This window comes from Pseudomonas sp. 01L34, assembly GCF_056400265.1.
Genome location: NZ_JBFTSX010000005.1, coordinates 353279 through 368157 on the forward strand (window position 1 = coordinate 353279; position 14879 = coordinate 368157).

Consider the following 14879-nt stretch of genomic DNA (forward strand, 5'->3'; position numbering starts at 1 on the left):
TCGATCCGATGACCGCCGTACTCGATACACTCGTCGCGGTGCGGCGAACCGCAATGGACCTGCTCGCGCGACGCGAGCACGGTCGAGTCGAGCTGACGCGTAAACTGCGTCAGCGCGGCGCCCCCCCTGAAATGATCGACACAGCACTCGACCGCTTGACGGAAGAGGGCTTGTTGTCCGAATCCCGCTACCTCGAAAGCTTCGTTTCCTACCGTGCCCGTTCCGGTTATGGCCCTTTGCGAATTCGCGAAGAGCTGAGCCAGCGCGGCCTGCAACGTACCGACATTGAGCTCGCCTTGCGCGAGAGTGGTATCGATTGGCAGGAACAACTGGAAGACACCTGGCGGCGCAAATTTTCCGGGCATTTACCGATAGACGCTCGGGAGCGTGCCAAACAGGGCAGGTTCCTGAGTTATCGGGGATACTCAATGGAAATGATCAGCCGCTTGTTCAGCGGCCGAGGGATGTACGATTGACTGAAACGGCTCGCTATTTCGATAGCGGGCCGTTTTTTTGCATCACGTTACCTTGGACGGTTGCCGTATGCGTTGTTGCGCCTGGGGTTTGGACTGGGTCCAGTTTTCCGGCAGGTTGATGTAATCCACCAATTCCCGCAGACGGCCATGATCACGAGCGTTGAAGGTGAAGGACAATCGCGCCAGATGGCTGAACTGCGCTTCGTCGTGCTCCTCGCCACTGTAGGCATGCTGATGGAAATGATCGCTCAGGCACAGGTCGGCGAATGCCTCCTGCATGTGTTCAAGCGCCCGGTCGCTGAGTGTGTGGTTCATGCGAATCACGAACTGATGCTTGAGCCAGCGGCTGGAGTGGAAATTGCTGTAGAACTGGTTGATCTGCTCCACAGCATCTTCGGCGCTATAGACCAGGCTCAACAGCTTCATGTCGGTCGGCAGGATATAGCGATTTTCCTCCAGTTGATGGTGAATGAAGTCCAGCGCGCCTTGCCAGAATGTGCCGCCTGGCGCATCCAGTAGCACCACGGGCACCAGCGGGCTTTTGCCAGTCTGGATCAGGGTCAGCACCTCCAGTGCTTCATCCAGCGTACCGAAACCGCCTGGGCACAGGACCAGCGCGTCGGCTTCCTTGACGAAGAACAGCTTGCGGGTAAAGAAAAAGTGGAAGGGCAGCAGGTTGGCGGTGCCATTGACCGTGGGGTTGGCATGTTGCTCGAAGGGCAGGGTGATATTGAATCCCAGGCTGTGTTCCAGGCCGGCACCTTCATGGGCCGCCGCCATGATGCCGCCACCGGCACCGGTGATGACCATCAGGTCCGAGCGCGCCAGGGCGGCGCCCAGTTCTCGGGCCAGGCCATATAGCGGGTGTTCTATCGGCGTGCGGGCCGAGCCGAAAACGGTAACTTTACGCCGTCCCTTGAACTGCTCCAGCACACGGAAAGCGTGCTCGAGTTCACGCAGGGTTTGCAGGGTGATCTTGGCATTCCAGCGGTTGTGATCTTCCTGGGCCATGCGTAGCACGGTCAGGATCATGTCGCGGTAAATCGGGATGTTGGGGCTGTTGGGTGAAACCAGGTTGAGTTGTTCTTCGACCTTGCTGGTGAGGTCGTGGCCGCTTTCTTGAAAATGACGGCTCAGTAGGTCATTCGGTTGGTAAGGCATTCAACTTCTCCTTCTGCACAGAACCCTCGGCCCCGACAAAACAATTGTCGGCGCCGCGACACCCCTTGTGTCGCTGTCTGCCCAAGCCCATGCCTGGGCGCTCTACTTGACTCGGTTGCAATCGAGCCATCCATACGGGCTCTGCTTATCCCTTGAATGAAAGAAACGTTCGCACAATAAGACACCGTAATGGGCAGCCCCTTTTCTGCCCTTAAAAAAACAACATGAACACTTTGAATTTAGACCCTCGCAACGATTTTCGCTGGCTTGATCATTGCGCCGCAAAGTCTTTCCTGGCAACCGCTTATTGACGATTTGCAAGGTGCTTTCACCGCTCGTCTGAACGCAAGCCGCATGTCTCGCGCTCTGATTTACTAAGTTACAGGCGTGACACGACAACTTTGCGTCAACGGCAGCACGCAACATTCAAGCAATTCAGGGATTTATCGCGTGATCAACGGCGATCAATGCATGCAGGGAGGCGGGAAACCATGCCCAGAGTGACTCTGGAGATCGATGCGCAACTGTATCGATTGCTGAAAGCATCGGCCGAGACTCATCATTTGAGTCTCGAAGAAGAGTGCTGCCGACGTCTGGAGGGTGGTGAGCGACGTTCGCGTTACTTGCAGGCGCTGTTGGCAGAGCTGCGCGCCGAGGATGAACAGCGGCGCGCCAATGCCAGGTAATTATTTCTTCTTCGCGGGAGTCTCTTTCGGGCAGTCCGAGTCCTGGAAACTTGCGGAGCCGACCGGACGGTTGGTCTTCACCTCGGTGAAGTCGTAACGCATGATCGCGCCCTTGGCCATCAGCTTGCGGAACCCTGGGTTTCTGCATACGGAGGCGCCAAGCTGGAAGTACACCGCTTTGGGATCGGCGCGCATTTTTTCGGCGTGGCTGCTTTGCACGCTCAAGTGGTTGATCAGCACTTTTCCTTCGGCAGTGTAGCCCTGATCAAGAATGTCTTCGTTGATCGCCCGTGGAGTGCCAACGCTGCTTTGTACGGCGACGTTTCGCAGCTCTCTGTTGAGATTCTGCTCACTCAAGGATGCAGCCTGAGCGCTAAAGGACGACGCCAGCAAAATGGCAGCGGTGGGAACGATAAGGCGCAGCATGAAACTCTCCTGGTTCAGTGACTGGTGGTTCGACCAGGCACATGACTGTGCGTTCAGTGGCGGCGAATTATAGGGGAGGAGGTCTGAGCGGTACAGGCTTGCACCGGCTGCTCTGATAAACTGCCGCGACTTTTTGCCCTTGCGAGTGTTTTTCGTGTCGATTTTCCATCCACTACGGTGCTGCCTGCGATGAACCCTGTCACCCCGCGCTTTGCCGCAAACGCCGTCGCCCGCTTGCGCGATCAGCGAGAGGAGGAGGGCATCAAGCCGATTCAGGCCCGTGGCTGGAGAGCGCCGCGATGCCGTGATTGCCGCGTGATTGAAAGTCATTGCCTGTGTGCCTGGCGCCCGTCGGTCGAGGCCCGCTCGGGCGTGTGCCTGATCATGACCAACAAAGAAGTATTCAAGCCAAGTAACACCGGTTGGCTGATCGCTGATGTGGTGCGCGACAATCATGCATTCATCTGGTCGCGTACCGAGACTGATGAGCAACTGCTGGCGCTGTTGGCCGATCCGCAATGGCAACCGTACCTGGTGTTTCCGGGCGAATACGTCGAACCCGAGCGAGTTACCCACAGTGTCGCGGTCGATAGCACCAAGCGCCCGCTGTTCATTCTGCTGGACGCCACCTGGACCGAAGCCCGGAAGATCTTTCGCAAGAGCCCGTATTTTGATCGCTTGCCGATCTTGAGCCTGCTGCCCGAAAAACTGTCACGTTATCGACTGCGCCGCTCCACCCGTAGTGAACATTTATGCACCGCTGAAGTGGCTGCACTGTGTCTCGATCTGGCCGGTGATACCGAGGCTGCGTCAGCGCTGGACGCTTATTTTGACGTGTTCAGTCAGCATTATCTGGATGCAAAAAAACAGCTGGACATGAACCTCGCCACACCGGCCCACGCCGAGCTGATGCGGTTTGTTCATAACGACGTCCCCGCCATGTTCTGATTGTCGCCCATACTGCAAAGAACTGTACCGGTTATGTATCTTGACCACCCCGGTTTCGCTGGGCATGCTTGGCGCCGATTGGGGCGCGGCCATCGTTTGATACGCCGTATTTTTACGTGAATAGCCATGTGATTGGCGTTGAACGTGCCCTGTTGGTGCATCTGCGTGGCTGCACCTGGAGTTGTTTGAAAAACAGGATCATTTGAAAAATGGCCACATACGAAATCCTGATTGCCGATGACCACCCTCTTTTTCGTAGTGCCTTGCATCAAGCATTGACCCTGGGCCTGGGCCCGGATGTCCGGCTGGTGGAAGTGGCGAGCATTGCCGAGCTGGAAAGTCGTCTGACCGAAAAGGCCGATTGGGACCTGGTGTTGCTGGACCTGAACATGCCAGGGGCCTACGGTTTTTCCGGGCTGGTGCTGTTGCGCGGTCAGTACCCGCAGATTCCAGTGGTGATGGTGTCGGCGCAGGAAGAAGCGTCGATCATGGTGAAGTCCCGTGAATTCGGCGCCAGCGGTTTCATTCCCAAGTCCAGTGACTTGAGTGTCATTCAAAAAGCCGTACGCGCGGTGCTCGATGGTGATGTTTTCTGGCCGCCCCAGGCCTTCGAAGCCGTCAGCGTTTCCGACGAAGCCAAGGCTGCCAGTGAAGGCCTGGCCAGCCTGACGCCCCAGCAGTTCCGGGTGTTGACCATGGTCTGTGAAGGTTTGCTGAACAAGCAGATTGCTTACGAATTGAGCGTTTCCGAAGCGACGATCAAGGCCCACGTCACCGCGATTTTCCGTAAGCTGAATGTACGGACCCGGACTCAGGCGGCGCTGCTCTTGCAACAACTTGAGTCAATTTCGAGCCACTAAGGTGTTATGTATTCACGCTTTTTTGACTTTGCTTAATCTAGCTTTCCCACTCCTTTTTGGTCAGTTGCTTACTCTATGTCACCTTTCAAAGGCCAGACCGGCCTAAAACGCATCCTCAACGCCTCCGGCTATTCCTTTGACGGCCTGCGCGCGGCCTTCACTGGCGAGGCGGCCTTCCGGCAACTGGTGTTGCTCAATGCCATCCTGATTCCGCTGTCGTTCTTCCTGAATGTCAGCCGTGTCGAGCAGGCGCTGCTGATTGCAGTCTGCCTGTTGGCGCTGATCGTCGAATTGCTCAACTCGGCGGTCGAAGCGGCCATCGACCGCATTTCCCTGGAGCGGCACCCACTGTCCAAGAACGCCAAGGACATGGGCAGCGCCGCTCAACTCGTAGCGTTGAGCATGATCGCGCTGGTGTGGGCGGTGATCCTGCTTTAAGCGATGGCAGGCAGAACGATCTCGTCGCTGCGCTGAACCCCGGCGGTGAAGGCGCGGCACAGTTCGAGGAACTCGCGCATCGCCGAGGTCTGATATTTCTGTTTGTGCCAGATGAAATAGAACTGCCGCGCCAGGTCCAGATCCGGTGTTTCTACCGGCACCAGGCTGCCACGGCGGAACGCATCGCGCAGCGCCAGGCGCGAAATGCAGCCAATCCCCAAACCCGATTCCACCGCGCGCTTGATCGCTTCGGTGTGTTCCAGTTCCAGGCGAATGTTCAGCGCGCTGCGGTGGTGACGCATGGCCTGGTCAAAGGTCAGCCGCGTGCCCGAGCCTTGTTCTCGGAGAATCCACGCCTCATGACTCAGCTCCTCCATGGTGGCAATACCGCGCTGAGCCAGCGGATGCTGGGGCGCGCAGAACACCACCAGTTCATCTTCGACCCAGCTCTGCACTTCGATGTCCGGATGGCTGCAGTCGCCTTCGATTAGACCCAGATCAATTTCATAGTGAGCCACCTGTTGCACGATGTTGGCGGTGTTCTGCACATGCAGCTTCACCTGGCTTTCCGGATGGCGCTGCATGAAGCTGCCGATCAGCAGGGTGGCCAGGTAATTGCCGATGGTCAGGGTCGCGCCGACCGCCAGGGAGCCGAAACCGGACTTGCCGTTGAGCAAGTCTTCGATTTCCTTGGCCTGATCGAGCAGGGCCACCGCTTGCGGCAACAGCTGTTTGCCGAGGGCGTTGAGGCTTAGCCGTTTGCCGGCGCGATCGAACAGCTGACAGCTGCACTGGCGCTCCAGCTCGGTGATCGAGGTGCTCGCCGCCGATTGCGAGAGGTTGAGCAGGCCCGCGGCACGGGATACGCTTTCCTGCTGGGCGACGGCGACGAATACTTGAAGTTGACGGAGAGTAAATCGCATATCGATATAACCGATAACCCTTATCTTAATAATCCATTTAACAGATATTGTCGCTGCCATTAGAATGCGATGCAATTGTGCACATCATTGGCGCAGGCAAAATCTCCAGGAGTCCCACGTACATGAGCAACATGAACCACGAGCGTGTCCTCAGTGTTCATCACTGGAACGACACTCTGTTCAGCTTCAAGTGCACCCGCGATCCGGGCCTGCGCTTCGAGAACGGTCAGTTCGTGATGATCGGCCTGCAACAGCCCAACGGCCGGCCGCTCATGCGCGCTTACTCGATTGCCAGCCCGAACTGGGAAGAGCATCTCGAGTTTTTCAGCATCAAAGTGCCTGATGGCCCGCTGACTTCCCAGTTGCAGCATCTGAAGGAAGGCGACGAGATCATCATCAGCAAGAAGCCTACCGGCACCCTGGTGCTGGATGACTTGAAGCCTGGCAAGCATTTGTACCTGCTCAGCACCGGTACCGGTCTGGCGCCGTTCATGAGCGTCATCCAGGACCCGGAAACCTACGAGCGTTTCGAAAAGGTGATCCTGTGCCACGGCGTGCGTTACGTCAACGAAGTCGCTTACCGCGAATTCATCACCGAGCACCTGCCGCAGAACGAGTTCTTCGGTGAGGCCCTGCGTGACAAGTTGATCTACTACCCGACCGTGACCCGCGAGCCGTTCGAAAACGAAGGCCGCCTGACCGACTTGATGCGCAGTGGCAAGCTGTTCAGCGACATCGGCCTGCCGCCGATCAACCCGCAGGACGACCGCGCCATGCTGTGCGGCAGCCCGAGCATGCTCGACGAGACCAGCGAAGTGTTGAACAGCTTCGGCCTGACTGTTTCGCCGCGGATGCGCGAGCCGGGTGATTACCTGATCGAGCGTGCGTTCGTCGAGAAGTGACCGAAGGTCACTTGTAGGAGCCGGCTTGCTGGCGATGGCAAACTTCAAAGCGCTATCGCCAGCAAGCCGGCTCCTACATTCAATGGCGTAGTGCACAGAAAAGCCCGCATGACCTGAGAAGGTCATGCGGGCTTTTTCGTTTCCGGGGTTCAGGCTTTTGCGGGAATGACTTCCAGGACGCGGATCACGCCCGTCTCAGGATAATGCCAGCGCACATCCAGATCCCAGAACTGCGCGCCGTATTCGCGCTCAGGCGTAGGAATCTGGTACGCCGGGCGTGGGTCTTGTGCCAGGCATTGCTCGATCAACTCGACCAGAGGCTCGCCAAGCCGCTGAGCGTGGCCGTGGGCCTGTTGCAGGGCCGAGTCCGTCCACTGCACGGGAATCAGCAGCGGCGGGGCGCTGGCGATGTCGTTGGACGCCGTGTCGATGATGTCGGCGTAGGGCACGTAAGGTTTGATGTCGAGAACTGGCGTGCCGTCCAGCAAGTCGATGCCGGAGATCCACAGTCGATTGGCTTCGACCTTGTCCAGTTTGACCACCGACTGGCCGATGCCATTAGGACGATGCGTTGCGCGGGTGGCGAACACGCCCATGGATTTGTTACCGCCCAGGCGCGGCGGGCGGACTTTGAGGCGTGGCTTTTCTTCCAGCGCTTGATGGAACAGGAACAGCAGCCACACATGGCTGACCTGCTCCAGCCCCTGCACCGCATCACCCTGATCAAACGGCGCCACCAGCTCCAGTACGCCCCGAGCGGCCGGGGCCAGTTGCGGTTGACGCGGAATGGCGAACTTCTCCTTGAAGCAGGAGCGCACGAAGCCGATGGGGGAAACGCTGTAGGTCATGGTCTGGGGTCGAGGCCGGGATTAGGGCGGCATGATAACCCGAGCGGCCTCGAGATCGGTGCTGCCTATTACTCCGTCATCGCGGGCAAGCCACGCTCCCACAAGGTTCTCGAGTGAACGCAAATGTTGTGTACGGCATAAAACCTGTGGGAGCGTGGCTTGCCCGCGATAGCCGCGCCGCCGATCTAGAGACTAAACCCGCCATCCAAAGGAATGACATTCCCGGTCATATACGCCCCGGCCGTACTCGCCAGGCTAATCGCCAGCGCCGCCATTTCTTCCTCCCGGCCCCAGCGCTTCATCGGAATCAACGCCGTGTCCTCGGCCAGCGCCTGCTCATCGTTGCCGATGTGCTGAGTCATCTTGCTCGGGAAACGTCCCGGTGCGATTACGTTGACGTTGATGTGCTGGCTCACCAACTCTCGCGCCAGAATCCGCGACAGTTGATGCAGGGCGGCTTTGCTCGGGCCGTAGGCATACGCCTGTTCGCCGAAGGAAGAAATCCCGGCCACCGAGCCAATGTTGATGATCCGTGCCGGATTCGCCGCCGAACTGGCCTTGCGCAGCAGCGGTAGAAATTGCTGGATGCAGTTGAACACCGAGGTGACGTTGAGCTGCATGACTTTTTCCCAGCCCTTGACCGGGTAACTCTCCAGCGGCGCACCCCAGGTGGTACCGGCATTGTTCACCAGAATATCCAGCTGACCGATCTGTTCGCTCAATTGCGCGGCCAGTTGTTGAACGCCTTCTTCATGCGCCAGGTTGGCGGCCATGGCGTGGCAAATCCCGAAGGCACTCAGCTCATCGGCAGTTTGCTGGCAGGCTTCGGCATCCCGGGCGCACACGTACACGATGGCGCCGGCCTCGACATAAGCCTTGGCGATCATTTTGCCGATACCGCGGGTGCCGCCGGTCACCAGAGCGGTGCGGCCTTGCAGAGAGAAGTAGGGATGCATGGCGAGTCCTGAGAGCTGAGGGTCAATACACCCTAGTCTTCAGCCGCCGGAAGCGGAGCCACTATTTTTGCGCGGAATGAACATCTATACAGATTGGTCTGCGACCGCGCTTGTAGGAGCCGGCTTGCTGGCGATGGCGTTCTCAAGATCGCCATCGCCAGCTAGCCGGCTCCTACAGGGCGCGCGGCGCGATTTACTGCGGGCGCACGCGCAGGGTCAGGCCCTTGAGGAAGTTGCGCAGCAATTGATCGCCGCACGGGCGGTAGTTAGTGTGGCCGAACTTGCGGAACAGCGCGCTCAGCTCAGGCTTGGACACCGGGAACTCGGCGGCCTTGAGGATGGCGTGCATGTCGTCTTCCTTCAGTTCGAAGGCGACGCGCAACTTCTTCAGGATGATGTTGTTGGTCACCGGCACTTCGATCGGCTGCGGCGGACGGCTTTCGTCCTTGCCACGCTTGAAGATCACCAGGCCATCGAGGAAATGCGCCATGACTTCGTCCGGGCAGCGTACGAAACCTTCCTCGTCTTCTTCTTTCTTGTCGAGGTATGTCACCAGGTCTTCCAGAGTGACGTCCATGCCGCCGAGCTTGATGATCTCGATGACTTTCTTGTCGCTGATGTCGAGCATGTAGCGCACGCTGCGCAGTACGTCGTTATGAATCATGTGTGCAGTCCTGATATTTCGCTGTGGGCGCCGCATGAAGCTGCGACGCCGAAATGTATGGCGGCGGGAAAAGCCTTAGAACTTCTCTTTGCCGGACAGGTAGCGCCATTGCCCCAACGGCACTTTGCCGATGGACACACCGCCGATGCGGATGCGGCGGATGGCGACGACCTTGAGGCCGACGGCCTGGCAGAACAGGGCGATCACACCCGGTTGTGGGTTTTTCATGGCAAAGCGCAGACGGTTTTCGTTCTGCCAGCTGGCCTTGACCGGCGGCAGTTCCTTGCCCTTGTACGTCAGGCCGTGGTTCAGGCGGTTGAGGCCGTGAGCCACCATGTCGCCTTCGACCTCGACCACATATTCCTGCTCGATCTTGCTGGCATCGGCGGTGAGTTTGCGCAGAATCTTCCAGTCCTGGGTGAACACCAGCAGACCGCTGGCGTTGGCCTGCAGGTCGGCGCTGGCGGTCAGGCGCAGAAAGTGACCCTTGAGCGGACGTTTGCCGTAGCGGTGTTCTTCGCTCAGGGTCGCGGCGCTGAGGGTCGCCATGGCGCTGTCCGCGTCCATGCCCGCCGGGACGTTCATCAGGATGGTCACCGGCTCCGGCGCAGTGGCCTTGGCCTCTGGGTCGAGCTCGACTTTCTGGGTGTCCACCTTGAACTGCGGCTCGTCGATGACTTCACCGTCGACGGTGACCCAGCCGCCCTCGATGAACAGCTCAGCCTCCCGACGGGAGCAGCCGACGAGTTCGATGAGGCGTTTGGAGAGACGAATCGGGTCAGTCATGACAGGGCCGTAACAAAAAAGGGGTGGGCATTGTACCTGCCTGGCGCCGGTTAATCGCGGGTCCATTTGCCTCATGTGTTTTTAATGTGGGAGCGAGCAAGCCCGTTCCCACATGGCGCCATGGTGTGTCAGCCATTGCGCGCCAGTTGCTGGCCCTGGCGCAAACGCATGTGCAGCAACGGGTAAGGCTGGCCCATACCGTCATGCTCCGAACGACCAATCACCTCGAAGCCCTGCTTGAAGTAAAAACCCAGGGCCTGTGGGTTCTGCTCGTTGACGTCCAGCTCATCGGCGTTCAGGTGTTCCAGGGCATAGCGCAGTAATTGCTTGCCCAGGCCTTGGCCACGGTGATCCGGATCGATGAACAGCATTTCGATCTTGCCCGCCGCCACGCCGGCGAACCCGGTGATGCGCTGGCGCGAGTCTTTGGTGCAGATCAGCATGACGGCGTCGAGGTAGCGGGTCAGGACCAGGTTCTTCAGCAGTTCGATGTAGCTGTCGGGCAGAAAGTCATGGGTAGCGCGCACCGAGGCCTCCCACACGCGGGTGAGTTCTTCGTAGTCGCTCTGTTTCGGTGTGTAAATGACCGAATGTTGGCGCATGGCCGCTTGCTCCTTCTGTTAAGAGCCGTTCCCGTAAGGCTGCGAGTTTTTTCTCCCACAAAACGATAGACGTAAAAAAGCCCCGCATCTCGTCAAGAGAGCAGGGCTTTTCGTATTTTTTGCGTTTAGATCTGTTCAGCCCACAGGTCGTATTCGTCGGCGTCAGTCACTTTGCACCAGACCTTGTCGCCCGGCTTCAGGTTGCTGCCGTTGTCGATGAACACGTTGCCGTCGATTTCCGGGGCATCGAAGAAGCAGCGGCCAACCGCGCCTTGCTCGTCGACTTCGTCCACCAGCACTTCGATCTCACGGCCGATGCGCATTTGCAGGCGTGCCGAGCTGATGGCCTGCTGGTGCGCCATGAAGCGATCCCAGCGGTCTTGCTTGACGTCGTCCGGAACGATCTCCAGGTCCAGATCGTTGGCCGGTGCGCCTTCGACCGGCGAGTACTGGAAGCAGCCGACGCGGTCCAGCTGGGCTTCGGTCAGCCAGTTCAGCAGGTACTGGAAGTCTTCTTCGGTTTCGCCGGGGAAGCCGACGATGAAGGTCGAACGGATGATCAGGTCCGGGCAGATTTCGCGCCAGTTCTTGATGCGGGCCAGGGTCTTGTCTTCGAAAGCCGGGCGTTTCATGGCTTTGAGGACTTTCGGGCTGGCGTGCTGGAACGGGATGTCCAGGTACGGCAGGATTTTCCCGGCGGCCATCAGCGGGATCAGCTCGTCGACGTGCGGGTACGGGTAAACGTAGTGCAGGCGCACCCAGACACCGAGGGTGCTCAGGGCTTCGCAGAGTTCGGTCATGCGGGTTTTCACCGGCGCGCCGTTCCAGAAACCGGTGCGGTATTTCACGTCGACGCCATAGGCGCTGGTGTCCTGGGAAATCACCAGCAGCTCTTTGACGCCGGACTTGACCAGGCGCTGGGCCTCGTCGAGCACGTCACCGACCGGGCGGCTGACCAGTTTGCCGCGCATCGACGGGATGATGCAGAAGCTGCAGCTGTGGTTGCAGCCTTCGGAAATCTTCAGGTAGGCGTAGTGGCGCGGGGTCAGTTTGATCCCTTGCGGCGGCACCAGGTCGATCAGCGGGTTGTGATCCTGACGCGGCGGCACGACGTCGTGCACGGCGTTGACCACTTGCTCGTACTGCTGCGGACCGGTCACGGCCAGCACACTCGGGTGCACGTTACGGATATTGCCTTCTTCGACGCCCATGCAGCCGGTCACGATGACCTTGCCGTTTTCCTTGATGGCTTCGCCGATCACTTCCAGGGACTCAGCCTTGGCCGAGTCGATGAAGCCGCAGGTATTGACCACCACGACGTCGGCGTCCTGATAAGTGGACACAACGTCATAGCCTTCCATGCGCAGCTGGGTAAGGATGCGCTCGGAGTCGACCAGTGCTTTCGGGCAACCCAGGGATACGAAGCCAACCTTTGGATTGGCCGGCGCAGGAGTGGTGGACATGTCTAACCTCGGTATTTGTGACGCCTCCAGCCGATGACGGCAAGGCGACAGACGGGCGCTATGTTGCACCCTCTGGTCAAAAAGTGCGCAATTCTAACGATGGGCGGCGCACTTGACCAGCTTTATGCAGGGAAATACGACGAGTGCTGCGCTATGCTTCGCGCCTTTACGCTTTACCGATTTTTTACAGTCAATAAATCGTCTGTAACAACAAGTAAAACAGTGCATGCTGCACCACAAATCATAGTGCTTCTTTGAAGAAGCCCGGATCTGAGTAGTAGGAGTGATGGATGGGGCAGGCAAGTAGTCAGGCGATAGCCGGCGGACATTCGGCGGCGAAGCCGATCAGCATGCTGGTTGCGGCGGTCGGAGTGGTTTATGGCGACATCGGCACGAGCCCGTTGTACACCCTCAAAGAAGTGTTTTCCGGTGGCTATGGCGTGCCCGTCAACCATGACGGCGTGCTGGGCATTCTGGCGCTGATCTTCTGGTCGCTGATCTGGGTCGTGTCGATCAAATACATGATGTTCGTGCTGCGTGCCGACAACCAGGGCGAGGGCGGAATCATGGCCTTGACCGCGCTGGCACGACGAGCGGCGGGGGGGCATGCAAAATTGCGCACGTTGCTGGTAGTCTGCGGGCTGATCGGCACGGCGCTGTTCTACGGCGACAGCATGATCACCCCGGCGATTTCCGTTCTTTCGGCGATCGAAGGGCTGGGGCTGGCGTTCGAAGGCATTGACCATTGGGTGGTGCCGTTGTCCTTGATCGTGCTGGTGGCGCTGTTTCTGATTCAACGTCACGGCACGGCGCGGATCGGCATTCTATTCGGGCCGATCATGGTTACCTGGTTTCTGGTACTCGGCGCGCTGGGCGTGTACGGCATCAACCAACACCCGGAAGTGTTGCAGGCGATAAACCCGGTGTGGGGCGTACGCTTCTTCATGGACCATCCAGGCATGGGGATCACGATTCTTGGTGCCGTGGTGCTGGCGTTGACCGGTGCCGAGGCGCTGTACGCGGACATGGGCCACTTCGGGCGCAAGCCGATCGCTCGGGCCTGGTTCATCCTGGTGTTGCCCGCACTGGTGCTGAACTACTTCGGTCAGGGCGCATTGCTGCTCGGTGATCCGGAAGCGGCCCGCAACCCGTTCTATCTGCTGGCGCCAAGCTGGGCGCTGATCCCGTTGGTCGCGTTGTCGACCATGGCCACGGTGATTGCCTCGCAAGCGGTCATCTCCGGTGCATTCTCCCTGACCCGCCAGGCGATCCAGCTCGGCTACATTCCGCGCATGCGCATTCAGCACACCTCCAGTGCCGAACAAGGGCAGATTTATATCGGCGCGGTGAACTGGGCGCTGATGGTCGGCGTGATCCTGCTGGTACTGGGCTTCGAGTCCTCCGGCGCCCTGGCCTCGGCCTACGGCGTGGCGGTGACCGGGACCATGTTGATGACCACGATTCTGGTGTCGGCGGTGATGCTGCTGCTGTGGAAGTGGCCACCGGTTCTTGCGGTCCCGGTGTTGCTCGGCTTTCTGTTGGTGGACGGTCTGTACTTCGCCGCCAACGTGCCAAAAATCGTTCAGGGTGGCGCGTTCCCGGTGATCGCCGGTATCGCACTGTTCGTCCTGATGACCACCTGGAAACGCGGCAAGCAACTGCTGGTGGATCGCCTGGACGAAGGCGGGCTGCCGCTGCCGATCTTCATCAGCAGTATCCGTGTGCAACCGCCACATCGGGTCCAGGGCACCGCTGTGTTCCTTACCGCTCGCCCGGATGCCGTGCCCCACGCGCTGTTGCACAATCTGCTGCATAACCAGGTGCTGCACGAGCAAGTGGTGTTGCTGACAGTGGTGTACGAAGACATCCCGCGCGTCCCGCCGCAACGACGTTTCGAGGTCGATTCTTACGGCGAAGGCTTCTTCAGGGTCATCCTGCACTTCGGTTTCACCGACGAGCCGGACGTGCCGCAAGCACTGAAGCTGTGTCATCTCGATAACCTGGACTTCAGCCCGATGCGCACCACGTACTTCCTCAGCCGCGAGACGGTCATCGCCTCCAAGCTCGAAGGCATGGCCCGCTGGCGCGAGGCGTTGTTCGCCTTCATGCTGAAAAACGCCAATGGCAACCTGCGTTTCTTCAATCTGCCGCTGAACCGGGTGATTGAACTAGGTACCCAGGTCGAGATGTAAGCCCCATGAAAAAGCCCCCGTTGCCATGAAGGTAGCGGGGGCTTTTTTGTGTCTGTGCCTTTACTTGCTTTCAGGCAACTCTTCTTCAGATTCGGTCTTTGTTCGGGCGGGTCGCGGTGTCAGCACCTTCACCACATCATCAATCACCGCCTTACTCATCGCCGTCAGGTAATGCGCGGCCCAGGCGTGGCGGTCGGTGTCTTTTTGCGTAGGCTGCATCCTCGGTAAATGATCTGACGAGGAACAGCAGGTCGGAGGCTTGTGACAAGGCATCAACAATGGGGACGCCGGCGCGGACGTTGAATAGCGCCTGATCCGAGCAGTAGATGAGAGGGGTGAAGCCGAGGGTTTTTAGTTCTGAAATCGCGGAAACATCAATTTTAGTCATAGTCAAAAATCCTAGTTGAGGAGCTGACTCATTCGTTTCCAAGCGAATGGGTGACAGCTGTACGCAGGTTGGAAACCGGGAACTAGGAAACCGGCACGCCCGAGGGCGTCCCACGCACAGCTGCCATAACTCATGATCACAAAAAACGCATGCAATCATG

General features: G+C 58.8%; 16 protein-coding genes and 1 pseudogene. 7 read left to right on the forward strand and 10 right to left on the reverse strand.

What is annotated here, in order from left to right:
* Positions 1–8 precede the first annotated feature (8 nt).
* The gene (gene recX, locus AC1DQM_RS17205; RefSeq protein WP_064619982.1) at positions 9–476 is read left to right on the forward strand and encodes a recombination regulator RecX; all 468 of its coding nucleotides are present in this window, start codon (positions 9–11) and stop codon (positions 474–476) included.
* Between the two features lie 42 nt (positions 477–518).
* On the opposite strand, the gene AC1DQM_RS17210 is transcribed toward recX, so the two are convergent.
* Positions 519–1637: an LOG family protein gene (locus tag AC1DQM_RS17210; protein ID WP_477746568.1), complete on the reverse strand. Its 1119-nt coding sequence runs from the start codon at positions 1635–1637 to the stop codon at positions 519–521.
* A 491-nt stretch (positions 1638–2128) separates the two neighbouring features.
* Here AC1DQM_RS17210 and AC1DQM_RS17215 point away from each other — a divergent pair, with 491 nt between their 5' ends.
* On the forward strand, positions 2129–2323 hold the full coding sequence (locus tag AC1DQM_RS17215) for a hypothetical protein (protein WP_018926957.1): 195 nt from the start codon (positions 2129–2131) through the stop codon (positions 2321–2323).
* Here AC1DQM_RS17215 and AC1DQM_RS17220 read toward each other — a convergent pair whose 3' ends face one another.
* Positions 2324–2749: a PA3611 family quorum-sensing-regulated virulence factor gene (locus AC1DQM_RS17220; RefSeq protein ID WP_018926956.1), complete on the reverse strand. Its 426-nt coding sequence runs from the start codon at positions 2747–2749 to the stop codon at positions 2324–2326.
* Positions 2750–2938: 189 nt separating this feature from the next.
* On the opposite strand from AC1DQM_RS17220, the gene AC1DQM_RS17225 reads away from it, so the two are divergent.
* The 3 genes from AC1DQM_RS17225 (at position 2939) to AC1DQM_RS17235 (ending at position 4995) form a co-directional block, all read left to right on the forward strand.
* Positions 2939–3697 (forward strand): tRNA-uridine aminocarboxypropyltransferase, encoded by a 759-nt coding sequence (locus tag AC1DQM_RS17225; RefSeq protein WP_018926955.1) that lies wholly within the window; start codon positions 2939–2941, stop codon positions 3695–3697.
* Positions 3698–3906: 209 nt separating this feature from the next.
* Positions 3907–4557, forward strand: a complete 651-nt coding sequence (gene erdR / locus AC1DQM_RS17230) for a response regulator transcription factor ErdR (protein WP_018926954.1) — start codon at positions 3907–3909, stop codon at positions 4555–4557.
* A 75-nt stretch (positions 4558–4632) separates the two neighbouring features.
* Positions 4633–4995, forward strand: a complete 363-nt coding sequence (locus AC1DQM_RS17235; RefSeq protein ID WP_018926953.1) for a diacylglycerol kinase — start codon at positions 4633–4635, stop codon at positions 4993–4995.
* On the opposite strand, the gene AC1DQM_RS17240 is transcribed toward AC1DQM_RS17235, so the two are convergent.
* Positions 4992–5918, reverse strand: coding sequence for a LysR family transcriptional regulator (locus AC1DQM_RS17240; RefSeq protein WP_018926952.1), 927 nt, complete (start codon positions 5916–5918; stop codon positions 4992–4994). The two genes, AC1DQM_RS17235 and AC1DQM_RS17240, sit on opposite strands and share 4 nt — an antisense overlap.
* A 122-nt stretch (positions 5919–6040) precedes the next feature.
* On the opposite strand from AC1DQM_RS17240, the gene fpr reads away from it, so the two are divergent.
* A complete protein-coding gene (fpr, locus tag AC1DQM_RS17245) occupies positions 6041–6820 on the forward strand; it encodes a ferredoxin-NADP reductase (RefSeq protein WP_002554680.1) in 780 nt (259 codons plus the stop codon).
* Positions 6821–6969: 149 nt separating this feature from the next.
* On the opposite strand, the gene tsaA is transcribed toward fpr, so the two are convergent.
* From tsaA to rimO, 6 genes are all read right to left on the reverse strand, one after another.
* A complete protein-coding gene (gene tsaA, locus AC1DQM_RS17250) occupies positions 6970–7668 on the reverse strand; it encodes a tRNA (N6-threonylcarbamoyladenosine(37)-N6)-methyltransferase TrmO (RefSeq protein ID WP_018926951.1) in 699 nt (232 codons plus the stop codon).
* 185 nt (positions 7669–7853) lie between these two features.
* Positions 7854–8624, reverse strand: a complete 771-nt coding sequence (locus AC1DQM_RS17255; protein ID WP_477746569.1) for an SDR family oxidoreductase — start codon at positions 8622–8624, stop codon at positions 7854–7856.
* 193 nt (positions 8625–8817) lie between these two features.
* Positions 8818–9288 (reverse strand): YehS family protein, encoded by a 471-nt coding sequence (locus AC1DQM_RS17260; RefSeq protein ID WP_018926949.1) that lies wholly within the window; start codon positions 9286–9288, stop codon positions 8818–8820.
* A gap of 75 nt (positions 9289–9363) precedes the next feature.
* Positions 9364–10074, reverse strand: a complete 711-nt coding sequence (locus AC1DQM_RS17265) for an rRNA pseudouridine synthase (RefSeq protein ID WP_019580978.1) — start codon at positions 10072–10074, stop codon at positions 9364–9366.
* Positions 10075–10202: 128 nt separating this feature from the next.
* Positions 10203–10676, reverse strand: a complete 474-nt coding sequence (locus AC1DQM_RS17270; protein WP_018926947.1) for a GNAT family N-acetyltransferase — start codon at positions 10674–10676, stop codon at positions 10203–10205.
* Between the two features lie 125 nt (positions 10677–10801).
* Entirely contained in the window at positions 10802–12139 is a 1338-nt protein-coding gene (rimO, locus tag AC1DQM_RS17275; protein WP_018926946.1) for a 30S ribosomal protein S12 methylthiotransferase RimO, read from the reverse strand.
* Between the two features lie 290 nt (positions 12140–12429).
* Here rimO and AC1DQM_RS17280 point away from each other — a divergent pair, with 290 nt between their 5' ends.
* Complete coding sequence (locus tag AC1DQM_RS17280; protein WP_018926945.1) at positions 12430–14331, forward strand: potassium transporter Kup; 1902 nt, start codon at positions 12430–12432, stop codon at positions 14329–14331.
* Between the two features lie 60 nt (positions 14332–14391).
* Here AC1DQM_RS17280 and AC1DQM_RS17285 read toward each other — a convergent pair.
* Positions 14392–14719: pseudogene (locus AC1DQM_RS17285) on the reverse strand (DUF3077 domain-containing protein).
* Positions 14720–14879 lie beyond the last annotated feature (160 nt).